Source organism: Paraburkholderia sp. UCT31 (assembly GCF_014397655.1).
In the GTDB taxonomy this organism is placed as follows: Bacteria; Pseudomonadota; Gammaproteobacteria; order Burkholderiales; family Burkholderiaceae; genus Paraburkholderia; species Paraburkholderia tuberum.
In genome coordinates, this window is sequence record NZ_VZQP01000047.1 from 34899 (window position 1) to 52550 (window position 17652).

Genomic DNA, 17652 nt, shown 5'->3' on the forward strand with positions numbered 1-17652 from the left:
TGAGTTCAATGCATATATTCAGAATTGCCGATCGGATTGGGCTTGCGTTCCGGGCGCCGTTGCGAGCCATGCACGCCAGCCGCCGGATGCAGTGATGTCGTGTGCGCCGCTGCCTGGTGCGACCGCCGAGGGCTCGCTGATAAAGCCCTTGACGATGAGTCCATCGGCTGTCTGCACGCTGCCGATGCCGAGCGGCGCCGGCACGTGGGCAACGAATGCGCCGAAGCTGCGCAGCGGCACTTCCCAGAGCTCGATTTCGATGGGCTGGCCGGCCTCGTGCGGCGTACGCACCAGAGCGGGCTTGGCCGGCTTCGTACCGGCGAGCGCGTAAAGGCGGTAGTGCGAAGACGTGGTGGTGGTCTCGACGAAACGCGCACCAGCTTCGAGCAGTTGCCAGCAGAGGGGCTGCCCGCGCAGATGAGCGCCGACCACGGCGAGTGTCACCGTCGGCTCTTCGAAGGGCAGCGGTCGCGCGGCAATCCTGGCAGCGTCGTCGGGTGTAGCGTGCGCCATGAAGAGCGCCTGGATGCGTGCGCCGAGCACTGCCAGGCGCTGGTCCGCGCCCGCTGGGGCGATCAGCGTCACGCCGGCTGGCAGGCCGTCCGCGCGGCGAACGCCCGGCACCGCCAGAGCGCACAGATCGAGCAGATTCACGAAGTTGGTATAGACGCCAAGCTGGCTGTTCGCCCCGATCGGGTCCGCACGTACTTCGTCGAAAGTTGGATGCGTGGGCGTGGTCGGCACGATGAGGACGTCGATCGCCTCGAACAGCGTTTCCACTTCGCGGCGCAGTGCGGCGAGTGCATACTGTCCGTCGAACGCATCGACAGCGCTGTAGCCGTCCGCTTTGGCAATCACCTCGGCGACAACCGGATCGATGTCGGCGCGATTCGTCTCGAAGAAGGAACCGAGCGCGGCACGGCGCTCCGCTACCCACGGGCCGTCGTAAAGCAGCGCGGCAGTTCGCTGCATGGGTTCGAACGGCACGCTTGTTGGCGAAAGCGCAAGGCGCGAAGCGATCGTGTCGAGCGTGGCGGCAAAGGCCTGATGCGCCTGAGCGTCATCCTGGAAGGTCAACTGATCCGGCACGGCGAGGCGCAGTGGTGCATGGGGCAGTCCGAGTGCCGGCACTCGGCGCGCATAGCTGTCGTCTCCATCGTACTTCGCCATCTGCAGCAGGACCTCCCAGGCGTCGCCCACGTCATGCGCGAAGATTGACACGCAGTCCAGGCTCCGGCACGCCGGTACCACGCCGCGCTTGCTTACGATGCCAGGCGTTGGCTTGAGACCCACGAGGTCGTTGAAGCCGGCCGGAACACGCCCCGAGCCAGCGGTATCCGTGCCGAGTGAGAACGCAACCAGCCCAGCCGCAACAACGACCGCCGAGCCGGAGCTTGATCCGCCGGAGATGTGCGCATCGGATTCGAACTGTCGCACGCCGCCATACGGCGAGCGTGTGCCGACCAGGCCTGTGGCGAACTGGTCGAGATTCGTCTTGCCGATGAGGATGGCGCCGGCGTCGAGCAGACGATCGACGGCGAATGCCGAGGCTGCGGGCATGTACGCGAAGGCGTCGCAGGCCGCGGTGGTTGGCATGCCGGCGACGTCGATGTTGTCCTTCACCGCGAACGGTACGCCGAACAGCGGCATCCGCTCAAAGATCGCGGCGCCCAGGCGCGCGCGCGCTTCTTCGAGCGCGGCAGCCCGGCTGCCGAGATCGGCGGCACTCACGCGCGATATCCAGACTTCGGGGCGACAGGAGGCTTCGATCCGGGCGATCACCGTGTCGACGATGTCGCGAGGCGTCGTGCTTTTGGTGGCGTAGGATTCGAGCAGCGCTCGAACCTTGAAGAAGGCGTCGGGAAGCATGAGTTCAATCTTGAATACAAGTTTGAGCTCATGCTCGCAGCAACTGTGCCAGGCAGGGGAGGTTGGCAGGAAGTCCTTGCCCGGCAACGATTTTTACATTGGCGTAGACGCTGGTACTTGTCTACCCGTGATCCAGTGTGGGTCGCGATTGGTTTGGGTTGGTGCACGTGTCCCGCTCATCGTGCACCAACCAGAGGGAAGGGCGCGAGCGGTGGTTCGCTCGGCTATCGCCCCATCGTTGGCACCCACCGGATCCTGACGCTCGCAGGACTGAGCGAGCGGTAGTTAAGGCACTCCTGGCCGAAGCGAGGAAGCCAGGCGAAGACCATTACCACCGGCTCGGAGAGGAACTGGACGAGCATGACGGCCCACCGCCCCGCGAAGTTCACAAGTGGGTGTGTTTGGGCGGGCGATACGAAATCCGTCTCGAAATAAGACCCGCATATGCCCAGCCCGTGCCACCATCTTCGTGCTCCGGGTTTGGGACACAAGGCAAGACCGCTGATCAACGGGCGTGACCAGCCGGTCACTTTCCAAAGCTGCACGATCGGGGCACAAAAAAGAAAACGCCCGTGTTATTCACACGGGCGTTTCCGTGGCCCCGCTACCGCGCCCCAATGAACGATTTCTCGTCCGCTTCTGCATCAGGGGCCGGCTTCCGCGCGGCTCTCTTCAAGTATAGGGCGCCTGGCGGGATATCCAAGTCGGCGAGACCCGCTTTTTGCACGGAACGCGAGCGGATGATTCAGACGTTTGAGTACTCGCGCCGCCTCTGGACTCAACGCCGTCATTGAGCTTTCAGCCGTTCATGCCGTTCGGTACATGAAAGCGACAACCTTACTGCAAAGCCGGCTGGGTATTGCTGCTTGTTGGACGTGTTAGCGCTTACATTAACGCGCAAAACAGCGACCGCGGCAACGAGAAAATGACGTCATCAGGGAAACTCCCCAAAACAATTCATCGGACCGGCGATCGCGCTCCGCTCGCCCGCAGGATCATGCTCACCACTTCTTCCGTCGTAGCCTCGAAGCGCTTCGTCGAGAGCGCGCGTTTGCCCGAGAGGGCGCATATTTGAGCCTCGAAATCGGCGTAGTGCTGCGTGGTCGCCCAGATCATGAAGAGGAGCGTCCGAGGGTCGACGGGCGCGAGCAACCCTTTGGCTATCCATCGCTCGATCAGCTTCACGCGTGTGTCCATCCACGGCTTCACGCGTTCGAGCAGGATCTCTTGCATGTGCAGCGCCCCGCTGATTATTTCGTTGGCCCACACCTTCGATCCAAGTGGGCGGCGCCGTGACAGGGCCATCTTGGCGCGCACGTAGCCGCCAATCGCCTCGACCGGATCGTCGCTTGCATCGAACAGGTTGGCGGCGGCGTTCCATTCCTCGAACACATCGTCGAGTACGCGCCAGTACAGCGCCAGCTTGGTCGGGAAGTAATAGTGCAGATTCGCCTTCGGTAAACCCGCGCGCTCGGCGATCAGCGCCGTGCTCGCGCCTTCGAAGCCGCGTTCGGCGAACACGGCTTCGGCACAGGCGAGCAGATGGGATTCATTCGACGCACGAATGGAGGCTTTGCGCCGATGTGGCTTGTGCGATGTGTCGGCGGCTCGTTGCGCCTGCACGGTGCCGCGCGTCGCGAGGGGCGCGGCTCGCGTGGTGGGTTCGTCGTCGCGCATGTTCGGTCCATTCGGAAGAGAAAAGGAGCGCGGCGGCCGCGCGCATGCGGGAATCATTGTAGCCACGATGCAAGTGCGTCGCGAATTCACCGACATCAGGAGAAACGCGCAGCACGGACGGCTGGTTTTTTCACGCACTGCAGCATCAATGGCACGCTTTTCGCTCGTAACTCCGCATTGAATTCGCGAAGTTTCTCGTCTAAAACCTGTCCAATCGGACAGGATTCGAAGGGCTGGGTTTCAGGGACAGCGCAGTGCCATCGAGACGTGCACCGTTGTGATCCTTCGCGCCCCAACACGGTGGCATGCATGCACGTTTGACAAGCACGGACAGGAGAACACGCATGAACGCAGTAAGCGAAGCCGCGCTGACGACCGCGATCCACGTGAACGGTCAGCGATTGTGGGACAGCCTGATGGAGATGGCCAGGATTGGCGCCACGCCCAAAGGCGGCGTGTGCCGTCTGGCGCTGACCGACCTCGACAAGCAGGGCCGCGATCTCATCGTGCAATGGGCGAAAGAGGCGCGCTGCACGATCAGTGTCGATCAGATGGGCAACGTGTTTATGCGCCGCGCGGGGCGCAACAACGACCTGCCGCCCGTGATGACCGGCTCGCACGCGGACTCGCAGCCAACCGGTGGGCGCTTCGACGGTATCTATGGGGTGCTCGGCGGCCTCGAAGTGATTCGCTCGCTCAACGATTACGGCATCGAAACCGAGCGCCCTGTTGAAACGGTGATCTGGACCAACGAAGAAGGCTCGCGCTTCGCGCCGGCGATGGTCGCCTCGGGCGTATTTGCGGGTGTGTTTGCGCTCGAGTACGGACTGTCGCGCAAGGACGTCGACGGCAAGACCATCGGCGAGGAATTGCAGCGCATCGGCTACGCGGGCGCGTTGCCGTGCGGCGGCCGCAAGATTCACGCGGCGTTCGAACTGCACATCGAACAGGGGCCGATACTCGAGGCCGAAAACAGGACGATCGGCGTGGTCACCGACGCGCAAGGTCAGCGCTGGTACGAAGTCGTGCTCACGGGCCAGGAGGCGCATGCGGGGCCTACGCCCATGCCGCGCCGCCGCGACGCGCTGCTGGGCGCCTCGCGCGTCGTGCAGCTCGTCAACGAAATCGGCCTGCGTCATGCGCCGCTCGCGTGCGCGACGGTCGGCATGATGCAGGTGCATCCGAATTCGCGCAACGTGATTCCGGGCCGCGTGTTCTTCACCATCGATTTTCGCCATCCGCAGGACGAGGTGCTGGCGCAGATGAACGCAGAGCTGCGCGAAGGCATCGCGAAGATCGCGGAACAGGGCAAGCTCGAAGCCGACGTCGAGCAGATTTTTTACTACGCGCCCGTGCCGTTCGACGAGGCGTGCGTGAAGTCCGTGCGCGCGGCGGCCGAGCGCTTCGGCTATTCGAATCGCGACATCGTTTCGGGCGCAGGTCACGACGCGTGCTATCTCGCGACGGTCGCGCCGACCTCGATGGTGTTCGTACCGTGCATCGACGGCATCAGCCACAACGAAGTCGAGGACGCGACGATCGAATGGATCGAAGCCGGCGCGAACGTGTTGCTGCACGCCATGCTCGAACGCGCGAGCGAGCCCGGCTGACGCAATTTCGATCGAACGCAAGCGGTCTCAGCGCCGCGCTGTCTTTCCAACGATTCCCCACGTACCGGCCGCGCACGTCACGCACACGGCCGGCGGACCCGTGTTTCGCCGCGCAAGGAGCATCCGGATGTCCCAGACCACCTCGAATGCCGCCAACGGCATCGCGCCAGGCCGTCTCAGTGCCGAGCAACTGGGCTGCAATTTCGCCGACGTCGCGCCGCCGCTTTCCGCGAATGCGGCCGTGATCGCCGCCGACCGCTGTCATTACTGTTACGACGCGCCTTGCGTGAACGCGTGCCCCACGGGCATCGACATTCCCGGTTTCATCCGCAAGATCGGCAACGGCAATCTCAAGGGCGCGGCGCGCGATATCCTCAGCGCGAACCCGCTGGGCGGCATGTGCGCACGCGTGTGCCCGACCGAGATTCTCTGCGAAGGCGCCTGCGTGAGAAATCATCAGGATGGCGAGCCCGTTCAGATCGGCGCGCTGCAACGTCATGCCACCGACTTCCAGATGGCCCGCGAAGCCGCCGGTGCCCCTGCGCTCTTCAAGCGCGCCAACGAAACAGGCCGTCGTGTTGCCGTGGTCGGCGCGGGTCCCGCGGGTCTCGCCTGCGCGCACACGCTCGCGCTTGCCGGGCATCGCGTGAGCGTCTTCGACGCGCGCGAACATCCGGGCGGCCTGAACGAGTACGGCATAGCGGCGTACAAGACCGTCGACGACTACGCGCAGCGCGAAGTGCGGTGGCTTCTTTCCGTTGGCGGGATAGAACTGCGCCAGGGCCAGCGACTGGGGCATGACGTGACGCTTGCGGAGTTACGCGCGGCGTATGACGCGGTGTTCATCGGCGTGGGCCTTGGCGGCACGCATACGCTCTCCATCGAAGGCGAACTGCTCGACGGCGTGCTCGATGCCGTGGATTTCATCGCGCGCGTGCGCGAGGCCGACGATCTGGCCAGCGTGCCCGTCGGTCGCAAGGTGGTGGTGCTCGGAGGCGGCAATACGGCAATCGACGCCGCCGTGCAGAGCCGCAAGCTGGGCGCGGAGCAAGTGACGCTCGCCTATCGTCGCGGCGCGGCGCAGATGAGCGCCACCTGGGCCGAACTGGAATTCGCGCGTAGCCAGGGTGTGACGTTGGCCGAGTGGATGAAGCCGCTGCGAATCGTCGGCGACACGCAGGTGCGGGCCGTGGAATTCGAGCGCACCGGGCTCGATATGAGCGGCGCATTGCGTGGCACTGGGGAGATCGTGCGCGTGGAGGCCGATATGGTGCTGAAGGCAATTGGCCAAACGCTGTTACCCGAAGGCCTCGACGGGTTGCAACTCAGCGAGGAAGGCGGGCGCGTCGCGGTGGATGCGAACGGCGCTACGTCCCTTGCCGGCGTTTTCGCAGGCGGCGACTGTGCCGGCCACGGCGCCACCGATCTGACCGTCCAGGCCGTGCAGGACGGCAAGCTTGCCGCGCACGCGATCGACCGCTTCCTTGCGAGTCAGTCCGCCAGGGCCGCCCGAGCCGCGTGATAGCTACACCGAATCAGATAAAACGAAGGAGTCGCATCATGGCCGACTTGCGCTGCACGATTGCCGGCATTCAATCGCCCAACCCGTTCTGGCTCGCTTCCGCGCCGCCCACCGACAAGGCCTACAACGTCAATCGCGCCTTCGAGGCGGGTTGGGGCGGCGTGGTCTGGAAGACGCTCGGGCTCGACCCGCACGTGGTGAACGTAAGCTCGCGCTATGGCGCCACCACCTGGCGCGGCCAGCGCATGGCGGGTCTGAACAATATCGAGCTCATCACCGACCGGCCGCTCGACGTGAACCTGAAGGAAATCGCGCAGGTGAAGCGGGACTGGCCCGACCGGGCGCTCATCGTCTCGCTGATGGTCCCTTGCAACGAGCACGACTGGAAGTGGATTCTGCCTCAGGTGGAAGACACTGGCGCGGACGCTGTGGAGCTGAACTTCGGCTGTCCGCACGGCATGAGCGAGCGCGGCATGGGCGCGGCGGTGGGTCAGGTGCCCGAGTACATCGAAATGGTCACCCGCTGGGTGAAGGAAAGCACGCGCTTGCCTTGCCTCGTGAAACTCACACCGAACGTCACCGACATTCGTCACGGCGCGCGCGCGGCGATGAAGGGTGGTGCGGACGGCGTCTCGCTCATCAATACCATCAACTCGATCGTCGGTGTCGATCTCGACGTCATGGCGCCGCTGCCCACCGTGGACGGCAAGGGCACGCATGGCGGCTATTGCGGTCCTGCCGCGAAGCCCATTGCACTGCACATGGTCGCGGAGATTGCGCGCGACCCGCAAACGCAAGGCTTGCCCATCTCTGGCATCGGGGGCATTTCCGACTGGCGCGACGCCGCGGAATTCATCGTGCTGGGAGCGGGCAGCGTGCAAGTATGCACCGCGGCGATGCACTACGGTTTCCGGATCGTCAGCGACATGATCGACGGTCTTTCCAACTGGATGGACGACAAAGGGTACGCCAGCCTCGACGCGATTCGCGGCCGCGCCGTGCCGAACGTCACCGACTGGCAATACCTGAACCTCAACTACGACATCAAGGCGCGTATCGATCAGGACCGCTGCATCCAGTGCGGGCTCTGCCATATCGCCTGCGAAGACACCTCGCATCAGGCGATCACCGCCACGCGCGACGGCAAGCGCCACTTCGAGGTGGTCGATGCGAACTGCGTCGGGTGCAATCTATGCATGCATGTTTGCCCGGTCGATCAATGCATCACGATGGAGCGTGTCGATTCGGGCGAGCGCTACGAGAACTGGACCACGCACCCGAACAACCCGGCGCGTGTCGCCGACCCGAAAGCCGCCTGACATTTCGAAGCCGGATCGAGCCGGACCCACGACAAGCACGGAGAACCCACGTCATGAGCCAGCCCTTTGCAGTCGACGCCAATGCGCGCCGCGCCGAAAGCGAGCTATACAACGATGACCTCGCGCCCACCGGCGTTGCGCAGCGCACATGGCGCTGGTATCACTTCGCGGCACTATGGGTAGGCATGGTGATGAACATCGCCTCCTACATGCTCGCCGCCGGCCTCACCGAGCAGGGCATGGCGCCATGGCAGGCCGTGCTAACCGTGCTGCTCGGCAATCTGATCGTGCTCATGCCGATGCTGCTGATCGGTCATGCGGGTACGAAGTACGGCATTCCTTATGCGGTGCTCGTGCGAGCGTCGTTCGGCACCCAGGGCGCGAAGCTGCCAGCCATGCTGCGCGCCGTCGTGGCGTGCGGCTGGTACGGGATTCAATCATGGCTTGGCGGCAGCGCCATCTATACGCTCGTCAACATCCTCACGCACAACGCGCTGGTGGGCGACGCACTGCCGTGGCTCGGCATTTCGATCGGACAGGCTAGCTGCTTCCTCGTCTTCTGGGTGTTCCAGCTGTACTTCATTCTGCACGGCACCGATTCGATCCGCTGGCTCGAAAGCTGGTCCGCGCCCATCAAGGTGGTGATGTGCGCAGTGCTCGTGTGGTGGGCATGTTCGAAGGCAGGCGGCGTGGGCTCGATGCTGTCGCAACCGTCACAGTTCGCCGCCGGCGCCAAGAAGGCGGGCCTCTTCTGGGCGACGTTCTGGCCGAGCCTCACGGCCATGGTGGGCTTCTGGGCCACGCTCGCGCTCAACATTCCCGACTTCACGCGTTTCGCAAAAACGCAAAAAGACCAGTTCGTGGGCCAGGCCATCGGCCTGCCCATTCCGATGGCGTTGCTCTCGGTGGTCTCCGTGGTCGTGACCTCGGCAACGGTTGTGATTTACGGAAGGGCGATCTGGGACCCGATCGACCTCACGAGTCGCATGGAGGGCGTCGGTGTGGGCATCGCGCTCATCATCCTCACACTGGACACGATGTGCTGCAATCTCGCCGCGAATCTCGTCGGACCAGCTTACGACTTCTCGAGCCTCTGGCCCAAGGGCATCTCTTACAAGACGGGCGGTCTCATCACCGCGGGTATCGCCATCGTGATGATGCCGTGGAAGATCCTGGCCACCACCCAGGGCTACATCTTCACGTGGCTCGTCGGTTATTCGGCGCTGCTTGGGCCTGTGGCCGGCATCCTGATGGTCGACTACTTTCTCGTTCGCAGCACACGCCTCGACACGGCCCAGCTGTTCGAGGAAAACGGCGAATACGCCTACTCGAACGGCTGGAATCCGGCTGCCGTGATCGCGCTGATCGCAGGTGTGCTGCCGAACCTGCCGGGCTTTCTCAATGTCGCGTTCCCGAATGCGTTTGCCACCGTGCCCGATGCGTTCAAAAGCATTTACACCTATGCGTGGTTCGTGGGGCTCGCCATTGCGGCGCTCGTCTATGGCGTGATGATGAAGCTCGGCAAGAGCCGGCGCCCACGTGTTGCGAGCGCGTGAGCGTTTCAAGCGTGAATGTTCAACTGAAGGAGACTTGGCATCATGGCGATCCTGATTCGAGGCGGCACCGTCGTCAATGCAGACAAGAGCTGGCGTGCGGACGTGCTCTGCGAAAACGGCGTGATCCAGAGCGTTGGCGAGAACCTCGACGCGCCTGCGGGCGCGACCGTGGTCGACGCCGGTGGCCAATATGTGATGCCTGGCGGCATCGATCCGCATACGCATATGGAGCTGCCCTTCATGGGCACGACCGCCAGCGACGACTTCTACACGGGCACGGCGGCGGGGCTTGCGGGCGGCACGACATCGATCATCGACTTCGTCATCCCCAACCCGAAGCAACCGCTGATGGACGCCTTTCGCGAGTGGCGCGGCTGGGCAGAGAAAGCCGCTTCCGACTATGGCTTTCACGTGGCGGTGACGTGGTGGGATGAAAGCGTGTATCGGGACATGGGGCTCCTCGTGAACGAGCATGGTGTCTCGAGCTTCAAGCACTTCATGGCCTACAAGAACGCCATCATGGCCGACGACGAGATTCTCGTGAACAGCTTTGCGCGCTCACTCGAACTGGGCGCGCTGCCTACCGTGCATGCGGAAAACGGCGAGCTCGTATTCCAGTTGCAACGCCAGTTGCTTGCGCGCGGTTTCACGGGGCCCGAGGCGCATCCGCTTTCACGGCCACCCGAAGTCGAAGGCGAGGCAGCGAATCGCGCCATCCGCATCGCGCAGGTGCTTGGAGTGCCGGTGTACATCGTGCATGTCTCGGCGAAAGACGCGCTCGAGGCGATCGCGCGCGCACGCGGCGAAGGGCAGCGCGTATTCGGCGAAGTGCTCGCGGGGCATCTCGTGATCGATGAGTCGGTCTATCGCGACCCGGACTGGACGCGCGCCGCCGCCCACGTGATGAGTCCGCCGTTCCGTACCCAGGAGCATCGCGACGCGCTCTGGCGCGGGCTTCAGGGCGGCCTGCTGCACACCACCGCAACCGACCACTGCGTGTTCTGCGCTTCGCAGAAAGCCATGGGCCGCCATGATTTCACGAGAATTCCGAATGGTTGCGGCGGCGTGGAAGATCGCATGGCGGTGTTGTGGGATCAAGGTGTGAACACCGGCCGGCTCACGCCGAACGAATTTGTGCGCGTCACCTCCACCAATGCGGCGCAAATCTTCAACCTGTACCCGCGCAAGGGCACGGTGGCCGTGGGTGCCGACGCCGATCTCGTCGTCTGGGATCCCGAGGCCACGCGCGCGATATCGGTCAAGACGCATCATCAGAACGTGGACTTCAACGTGTTCGAAGGGATGACGGTTCGCGGCGTGCCGACACACACCGTCTCACAAGGCGAACTCGTGTGGGCGGACGGCGACCTGCGCGCGCGGCGCGGAGCCGGGCGTTATCTGAAGCGGCCCGCGAATCCCGGCTATCTGCAGGCGTCGCGCCTCGCGAAGAGCCTGAAGCAGACGCAGCCGGTGCATCGCGAAGGTGACGCGCCACAATAAACACGGCAACGCGTGGAGGCACTGCAGGGGAAATCGGGGGCTCGACGCGACAGGATTCGCGTTGCGCCCCGGTAGTTCGAGTGCAAACCGGTCGGCGTTTTTTATCTGCGTCGGAGTTCGCCATTGAGCGATCAGATATGAGAAAAGCGCGAGCCGGGGTGCGGTCATCGTTGAATGAGTAATCCGTATCTCGCGGTTAGCGTTTCCCGCGTTCCGCGATCCATGCGCTATCCGGTCGCTGTTCCAGTCAGCGATTCACAGGCCTGCCAGAGGCGTCTTGCATCGGTTCCGTTTCTTGCCTGACTGGCGACGTTCGCTGGTCCCACGTCTCGACCCCGTGTTTCGAACAATCCGAGCGGACCATAGTAGCCGCCGTCGACGACATCGGCTGCGGTTGCGGCATAGAGCGTGGAAAGCGCGCCGGTCTGGTCACTGTTGAACAAGATATCGATCAGTCCGCCTAGCGCAGAGCGGACGATCGGGCTTGCGGCAAAATGGTCGGCACGGAACAGATTCGTATTGGCAACGCCGGGATGCGCGGCAACGGACATCACGCGCGATCGTGCGGCGCGCAACCGGCGATCGAGTTCGAACGCGAACATGAGGTTGGCGAGCTTCGACTGTCGATAGGCGGTCATCGGACGGTAACGACGGGTTGCCTGAAGGTCGTCGAAGTCGAGCCGCCCGGTCTTGTGTGCGATAGAGGCAACCGTGACCACGCGCGGCCGCTCGGCAGACGCTCCTGCCGCCATCTCGAGCGCAGGCAACAGCAGGCGCGTCAGGGCGAAATGCCCGAGTACATTGGTGCCGAACTGCAATTCGAAGCCGTCGACCGTTTGGCTCTGGTGCAAATAGGCAATCTGGACAAGATTTTTTTATAGAAAGGACACCGCATCAAGCAGACAGGACGGCCTCCCAGACTGAGGGCGCAGCGGTATCTTTGAGGCCGAGCTTCGCGAGGCTGAATTGGCCCTTGCGAATACGATGGACCAACTCAATACCTGAGAGAGTAATCGATGCGTTCCTGAAACGTTTGAAGCCGAGCATGACTTTCGTCCGGGACTTGATGTTGCGGTGGTCCTGTTCGACCAGATTATTGAGATATTTCGAGGATCGGACCTTCGTGTCCTCAGGCAGCAAGCCGTCGGTCTTCATCTCGCGCACGGCGCGGTGCGAGGCTGCGTAACCATCAAGCGTGATGGTCTTCGGTGGCCGGCCTTGATGTTTGACTGCCTTCCTGAAAAAGGCTTTTGCCGCCTTCACGTCGCGCCTGGCGCTGAGCATGAAGTCGACCGTCTGACCCACCCGATCCACCGCTCGATAAAGATAGACCCACTTGCCGCGCAGCTTGAGGTAAGTCTCGTCGACACGCCACGACTGGCCGGTGGGCCTGCCAAAGCGGTTCCACCGTTTGACGAATTCCGGCGCAAAGCGCCGCACCCAGCGCAGGATCGTCGTGTGCGCCAGCGACAGACCCCGCTCCGCCATCATTTCGACCAGATCGCGCAGGCTAAGCTTGTAGCGCAGGTACCACCGAACACACAGAATGATCACATCGCGGTCAAAGTGACGGCCTGCGAACAGTTCCTCCAGGCTCTTCAGCTTGCTCATCGTCGGTTCTCAATTCGTTCAACCCGACACCTTACCCGATTCGCCCCCTAGCTATTTGCACCAGAGCCATTGGCGCCTGGTAAGCTGGATGACTACGAAGCGCAATCCGTCTCGGTCGCCTCGAGGCTTGATTCCGTCATCGCGCTCAACGGCGACACTCACCAACGCAACACGCTCTCAGCGCCGCAGCCAGTCCGCCTTGCTACTCCCAGGCTCAGGCGTGGTGCCGAGCCAGGTGCATGGCGTTTCCGACATGCGTAAAACCGGCCCCAGCGTCTTCAGATCACCATAAACCGTATCGTCATCGCACACCGCCAGCGCCTCAAATTCGGCAGACGTCAGGCTGCCGGCGGCATCGCGAAAATCTTCGAGCAAGCCTTGCCGCTGGAGCAGCATCGCGGACTGGCACAGAGACACCTGCACACGATATGTTCCACCTTCGCGTACGCGCCGCGCTAGCGCGATCATCGCGCCGAATGTGGCGAGGAAACCTGTCAGAAAATCGCAAGTGAAAACCGGCGTCAGTTGCGGTTGACCCGCGCCCGTCGCGTGTCCCTGCGTGTGGCACATGCCGGTGACAGCCTGCGCGACCTGGTCCCAGCCCGCGCGATCCGCGAACGGGCCGCCCGAGCCATAGCAATTGACCGAGACATGGATCAGGCCCGGTCGCAGCTTGACGAGTTCGTCGACTCCAAAACCATGCGCCGCCAACCGGTTCGGACGATATCCGTCGATCAGCACGTCGGCCTCGCTCACCAGTTCGCGCAGACGTTCGGCTTCACCTGCACGATCCACGTCGAGAAAGCAGCTACGTTTTCCGTGACTCGTGTCGCGCACGAAAGAGGCCACCTGAGGCAGATGCGGTGCAGTGACCATCAATACGTCGGCGCCGTGTTCAGCCATGCCGAGCGCCGCAGTCGGCCCGGCGAGGATGCGCGTGAGGTCGAGCACGCGGATACCTGATAAAGGGCGGGTGCCGGGGGGCAGCGGCTCGGGTTCGCCGTCGGCGAGTTTCGTGATTTCGACGACTGGGCGGCTCGCCAGATACGCGCCGTGCGGATGCGCGAGCCACTCTTCAGGCGTGCGCACCTTGCCTGCACACGCCTGCGCCTCGGCGATGGCGTCTTCGAGCGCGTCCGAGTTCCAGCGCGCGACGCCCTTGCGGACCGAATCGACCGTGCTGTGGCTGTCGAGCACATCGAGCACGCGTCGTTCGAGATGCGGCAGATTCGTGTGCGGCAATACCCAGCGTCCGTCGCGCGCCTGCCACGGCTGCGTGAGCGACACCATGTGCTTCATCGCCTCGGAGTAGGGAATGGGTTGGTACTCGCCGTGCTCGTTGCGGCGCAAGGTCATGTCGCCACCATAGCGCGATGTCGCCGCCGCCGCGCGAACGTCGATGCTGATTTTCTGACGGTGACCCGTGCGCAATTCCCAGAGATCGTTGGCGGCGACGCCTCGTGCGGCCAGCGCGCCTGCGCAAGTTTCGCCCAGTTTGAACGGCGACACGTACATGGGATCCGCGCCGGTGATCTCAACTTCGTCCGCGCCGGGCGGCAGGCCGCCGCGTATCGTCATCAGTTCAGTGAATGCGTTGTTCTTGCTGGTACTCATTTTGTCTGCCTTGTTCGGTTAGGACGGTGTTGTCGTGATTTCACGAAAGCTTGCTGACGGGGGCACGCACCAGACTTCGTTCCAGCAGCGATACGACGATACTTACCGCGAACGCCAGCGGCACGGTGATGATTGCGGGCGGATCGATGGAGACGGCGGCCGCGGCGTGGCCGAGTACCGTGACCCAGATCGATGGGCCGAGAATCGTCATCAGCAGCGAGGCAGCGAGTCCCACTCCGCCGCCGCACAACGCGCCGAGCGTCGTGAAGCGCTTCCAGTAGATCGCGAGGATCAGCACCGGGAACGTCGACGAACACGAGATCGAAAACGCGAGGCTGATCATGTACGCAATGTTCTGAGTTCTGAACGCGAGGCTCAGCACGACCGCGAGCGCACCGATCAGCACGACGGCGATTTTCATGACGGTCATTTCCGTGCGTTCGTCGAGCCCGCCGCGACGGCGGCTGCGCATCAGACTGCCGTAGATGTCGTGGCTGACGGCCGCCGCGCCCGATAAGGTAAGGCCCGCCACGACCGCGAGAATCGTCGCAAAGGCGACAGCGGCGAGAAAACCGAACAGCGCGTTGCCGCCAAGAAGGTAGGCAAGATGCAGCGCCGCCGTATTGCCGCCGCCGAACAGCGCGCCGTGCGCGTCAAAGAATTGTGGATTCTTGCGCAGCAGATACAGCGCACCGAAGCCGATGATGAAAATCATCGCGTAAAAGCAGTTCATCAGGATGGTGGCCCACAGCACCGAACTGCGCGCGGCGCGTGCGTCCGGCACCGTGAAGAAGCGCATCAGCACGTGCGGCAGACCGGCCGTGCCAAGCATCAGCGCAATCCCGAGCGAAAACGCGTTGAGCGGCTGCTTCGCGAACGACGTCGGCGCGAGAATCCCGGAGCCCGACGTGTGCACGCTGACGGCATCCGCGAGCAGTGCACCGTAGCTGAAGCCGGTCTGATTCAGCACGAGTACGCACAGCAGTGCGCAGGCGGAAATCATCAGCACGGCCTTGACGATCTGCACCCACGTCGTGGCCATCATGCCGCCGAAGGCGACGTAGAGCACCATCAAGGCGCCAACCAGCAACACGGCATACAGATAGTCGATGCCGAACAATACCTCGATGAGCTGACCCGCCCCCACCATCTGGGCGACCAGATAAAACAGAACGATGATGAGCGACGCGCACGCCGAGAAGATACGGATCGACGGGCTGTCGAGACGCGCGCCGACGACGTCGATGAACGTGAAGCGGCCCATCTTGCGCATGCGACTCGCCATCAGAAAAACGACGATCGGCATGCCCGTCGTATAGCCGACTGCATAGACGAGACCATCGAAACCTTTGGAGAAAACGAGCGCCGTGAGACCGAGCAGCGCGCCGGCGGACATTGCATCGCCGGCTATCGCCAGACCGTTCTGGAAACCGGTGATCTGGCCGCCTGCGGTGTAGTAGTCGCTCGCCGAGCGCGTGCGCCGCGCGGCCCACCACGTAATCCCGAGCGTGATGGCGATGATGACGAGAAACAGGGCGATCGATACGCCGCTTGCCGCCGGTGCGTGCGCATCGACGGCCATTGCGGGGGAGGCGAGCGACATCAGCATGAGAGGGATGAGATAACGAGTCACGTGGCACGCTCCGAAAGACGGTTCGATACAGCGACATAGATGGCGGTCAAAACGATCCCGCACGCGATCACCGAGAGTCCCGCGAGAAACGACAGAGGCACGCCGATACCGAGCGCATCCTGTTGCAGAAGCGCTGGATGAAACGTGCATAGCGAGACGAACGAGAAGAAGACGATCACCTGAATCGCGGTCAGGACGATGCCGAGCCGCGTGTGCTCGTCCTGGTCGGAAGTCGATACGGCGATGCTGGACAAGCTGCGTTTTTCCATGATCGTGTCAGATATCGGGTTGAATGAAGGAACGTGTGTTTTTATGCACGGCATATGCCGCTTGAGTGAGCGTTCACCCATCGAGATACGAGACATTCCGTTCGATGATGGCGCGCGGAAGTTTTCACCTGAAAGCGGGATTGGAAGGTTCGGCATGCGCTCAACGAGCATGCGCGACCCTCGTAATGCAGGGCTTTCGTGCACCATGAATGCAGTCCGGCGCCAATGTGTGCTTCGATTTGGCGCGCCGATGTGCCATGGCAGTGCGGCGCCCATTGCGATTTTCGAAAAACCCGCGTGTGGCACGCATGTTGCCCCACATAAGCCTTCGCAGCGCAAACGTGTTGCAGCAACTGAGGACGACGTATGGATTCGGGCGATCTGATTTATTTCACGGCGGTGGCGCGCATGGGTAGCATCACCAAGGCGGCGCTGTTCCTCGATACCGTGCAGTCCAATGTCACGCAGCGCATCCGGCGCCTTGAAGAAGAACTCTCTGTGTCGCTATTTCACCGGCACGGACGTGGCGTTACGCTGACGCCAGCAGGCGCGCAATTGCTGCCGTATGCGAGCCAGATTGATCACATGATGGCGGAGGCGAAGCGTTCAATTGCCAGCAACTCGGTCCCCGGAGGCGTGCTGCGCATCGGATCGATGGAAACCACGGCGGCCGTGCGCTTGCCCGAAGTCCTTGTCGAATACGCGACAGAATATCCTCGCGTGGACATTTCCTTTGGCACCGGAACATCGCAGAGCCTAAGCGAGGATGTGCTTGAGCGGCGTCTCGAAGCGGCGCTGGTGTGCGCACCTGTCGATCACATCGATCTGTTGGCGGAACCGGTATTGAGCGAAGAACTCGTTGTCGTCACGGCCCCGTGGATAAGACATTCGCAGGACGGCTGCCGACCCGCATGGGCTGAGTTCCGCGGCGACGCAAAAATTGCGATATTCCGACATGGCTGCGCCTATCGGGAGCGCCTCGAGCGTTTGCTGATCCGGCGCGGCATCACGAGCATTAGGCGCATGGAGCTGGGCACGCTCGACGGCCTACTCGGCTGCGTCCGCGCCGGAATTGCGATCAGCCTTTTGCCGCGATCTGTGGTCGCGCCATTGGCGAAGGATGGCAAGCTCGCGGTACACGCGTTGACAGACGACGAAGGCCAGGCGCAAACACTGCTTGTGAGGCGGCGCGACGTGGCGGTGTCACTTGCATTGAACTGCTTCGCAGAAAAACTACGCGCGCGCTTCCGCTCAACCGACGACAACATTGGCCAGCAAGACGGTCAGACGGAAGCAACATCGGCACCGTAGTTGTGGTTTACCCAAGGTCGTCTGCGCCTCGCGCATTCCCTTGAGCGCGCCGGTGCACTGACCGGCAACTCGTGCTTCCGATAGATGGCCGTGTGCTACGTCAATCCTCTACGCCGGCTTGAGAACCGGATCCATCGGCGACGCGGACGAGCTCCCAGATT

At 63.0% G+C, this 17652-nt stretch carries 14 protein-coding genes; 7 read left to right on the forward strand and 7 right to left on the reverse strand.

Annotated features, from left to right (window positions below):
- Positions 1–18: 18 nt before the first annotated feature.
- Positions 19–1869, reverse strand: coding sequence for an allophanate hydrolase (gene atzF, locus F6X40_RS30905; protein WP_187630434.1), 1851 nt, complete (start codon positions 1867–1869; stop codon positions 19–21).
- Positions 1870–2826: 957 nt separating this feature from the next.
- On the reverse strand, positions 2827–3546 hold the full coding sequence (locus F6X40_RS30910; RefSeq protein ID WP_184071848.1) for a TetR/AcrR family transcriptional regulator: 720 nt from the start codon (positions 3544–3546) through the stop codon (positions 2827–2829).
- 344 nt (positions 3547–3890) lie between these two features.
- Here F6X40_RS30910 and F6X40_RS30915 point away from each other — a divergent pair, with 344 nt between their 5' ends.
- The 5 genes from F6X40_RS30915 to hydA all read left to right on the forward strand — a co-directional run bounded on the left by F6X40_RS30915 (position 3891) and on the right by hydA (position 11053).
- On the forward strand, positions 3891–5156 hold the full coding sequence (locus F6X40_RS30915) for a Zn-dependent hydrolase (protein WP_184054146.1): 1266 nt from the start codon (positions 3891–3893) through the stop codon (positions 5154–5156).
- 127 nt (positions 5157–5283) lie between these two features.
- Positions 5284–6678, forward strand: coding sequence for an NAD(P)-dependent oxidoreductase (locus tag F6X40_RS30920; RefSeq protein ID WP_187630435.1), 1395 nt, complete (start codon positions 5284–5286; stop codon positions 6676–6678).
- A gap of 38 nt (positions 6679–6716) precedes the next feature.
- Positions 6717–7997, forward strand: coding sequence for an NAD-dependent dihydropyrimidine dehydrogenase subunit PreA (gene preA / locus F6X40_RS30925; protein WP_187630436.1), 1281 nt, complete (start codon positions 6717–6719; stop codon positions 7995–7997).
- Between the two features lie 53 nt (positions 7998–8050).
- Positions 8051–9553, forward strand: a complete 1503-nt coding sequence (locus tag F6X40_RS30930) for an NCS1 family nucleobase:cation symporter-1 (RefSeq protein ID WP_187630437.1) — start codon at positions 8051–8053, stop codon at positions 9551–9553.
- Positions 9554–9595: 42 nt separating this feature from the next.
- The gene (gene hydA, locus F6X40_RS30935) at positions 9596–11053 is read left to right on the forward strand and encodes a dihydropyrimidinase (protein ID WP_090811231.1); all 1458 of its coding nucleotides are present in this window, start codon (positions 9596–9598) and stop codon (positions 11051–11053) included.
- 227 nt (positions 11054–11280) lie between these two features.
- On the opposite strand, the gene F6X40_RS30940 is transcribed toward hydA, so the two are convergent.
- The 5 genes from F6X40_RS30940 to F6X40_RS30960 all read right to left on the reverse strand — a co-directional run bounded on the left by F6X40_RS30940 (position 11281) and on the right by F6X40_RS30960 (position 16165).
- Positions 11281–11871 carry a hypothetical protein gene (locus F6X40_RS30940; RefSeq protein WP_187630438.1) on the reverse strand — a complete coding sequence of 197 codons (591 nt, stop codon included), beginning with the start codon at positions 11869–11871 and terminating at the stop codon, positions 11281–11283.
- A 76-nt stretch (positions 11872–11947) separates the two neighbouring features.
- The gene (locus F6X40_RS30945) at positions 11948–12655 is read right to left on the reverse strand and encodes an IS6 family transposase (RefSeq protein WP_410452551.1); all 708 of its coding nucleotides are present in this window, start codon (positions 12653–12655) and stop codon (positions 11948–11950) included.
- A gap of 186 nt (positions 12656–12841) precedes the next feature.
- Complete coding sequence (locus F6X40_RS30950; protein ID WP_187630440.1) at positions 12842–14278, reverse strand: CoA transferase; 1437 nt, start codon at positions 14276–14278, stop codon at positions 12842–12844.
- Between the two features lie 40 nt (positions 14279–14318).
- Positions 14319–15911: a sodium:solute symporter family transporter gene (locus F6X40_RS30955; RefSeq protein WP_316251865.1), complete on the reverse strand. Its 1593-nt coding sequence runs from the start codon at positions 15909–15911 to the stop codon at positions 14319–14321.
- Positions 15908–16165, reverse strand: coding sequence for a DUF485 domain-containing protein (locus F6X40_RS30960; protein WP_187630441.1), 258 nt, complete (start codon positions 16163–16165; stop codon positions 15908–15910). The genes F6X40_RS30955 and F6X40_RS30960 overlap by 4 nt, the downstream gene beginning before the upstream one ends.
- Between F6X40_RS30960 and F6X40_RS30965 the strand changes: the two genes are divergently transcribed.
- Both F6X40_RS30965 and F6X40_RS30970 read left to right on the forward strand, forming a co-directional pair.
- A complete protein-coding gene (locus F6X40_RS30965; protein ID WP_187630442.1) occupies positions 16155–16565 on the forward strand; it encodes a hypothetical protein in 411 nt (136 codons plus the stop codon). The genes F6X40_RS30960 and F6X40_RS30965 overlap by 11 nt on opposite strands.
- Complete coding sequence (locus F6X40_RS30970) at positions 16547–17491, forward strand: LysR family transcriptional regulator (protein WP_187630443.1); 945 nt, start codon at positions 16547–16549, stop codon at positions 17489–17491. The genes F6X40_RS30965 and F6X40_RS30970 overlap by 19 nt, the downstream gene beginning before the upstream one ends.
- Positions 17492–17652 lie beyond the last annotated feature (161 nt).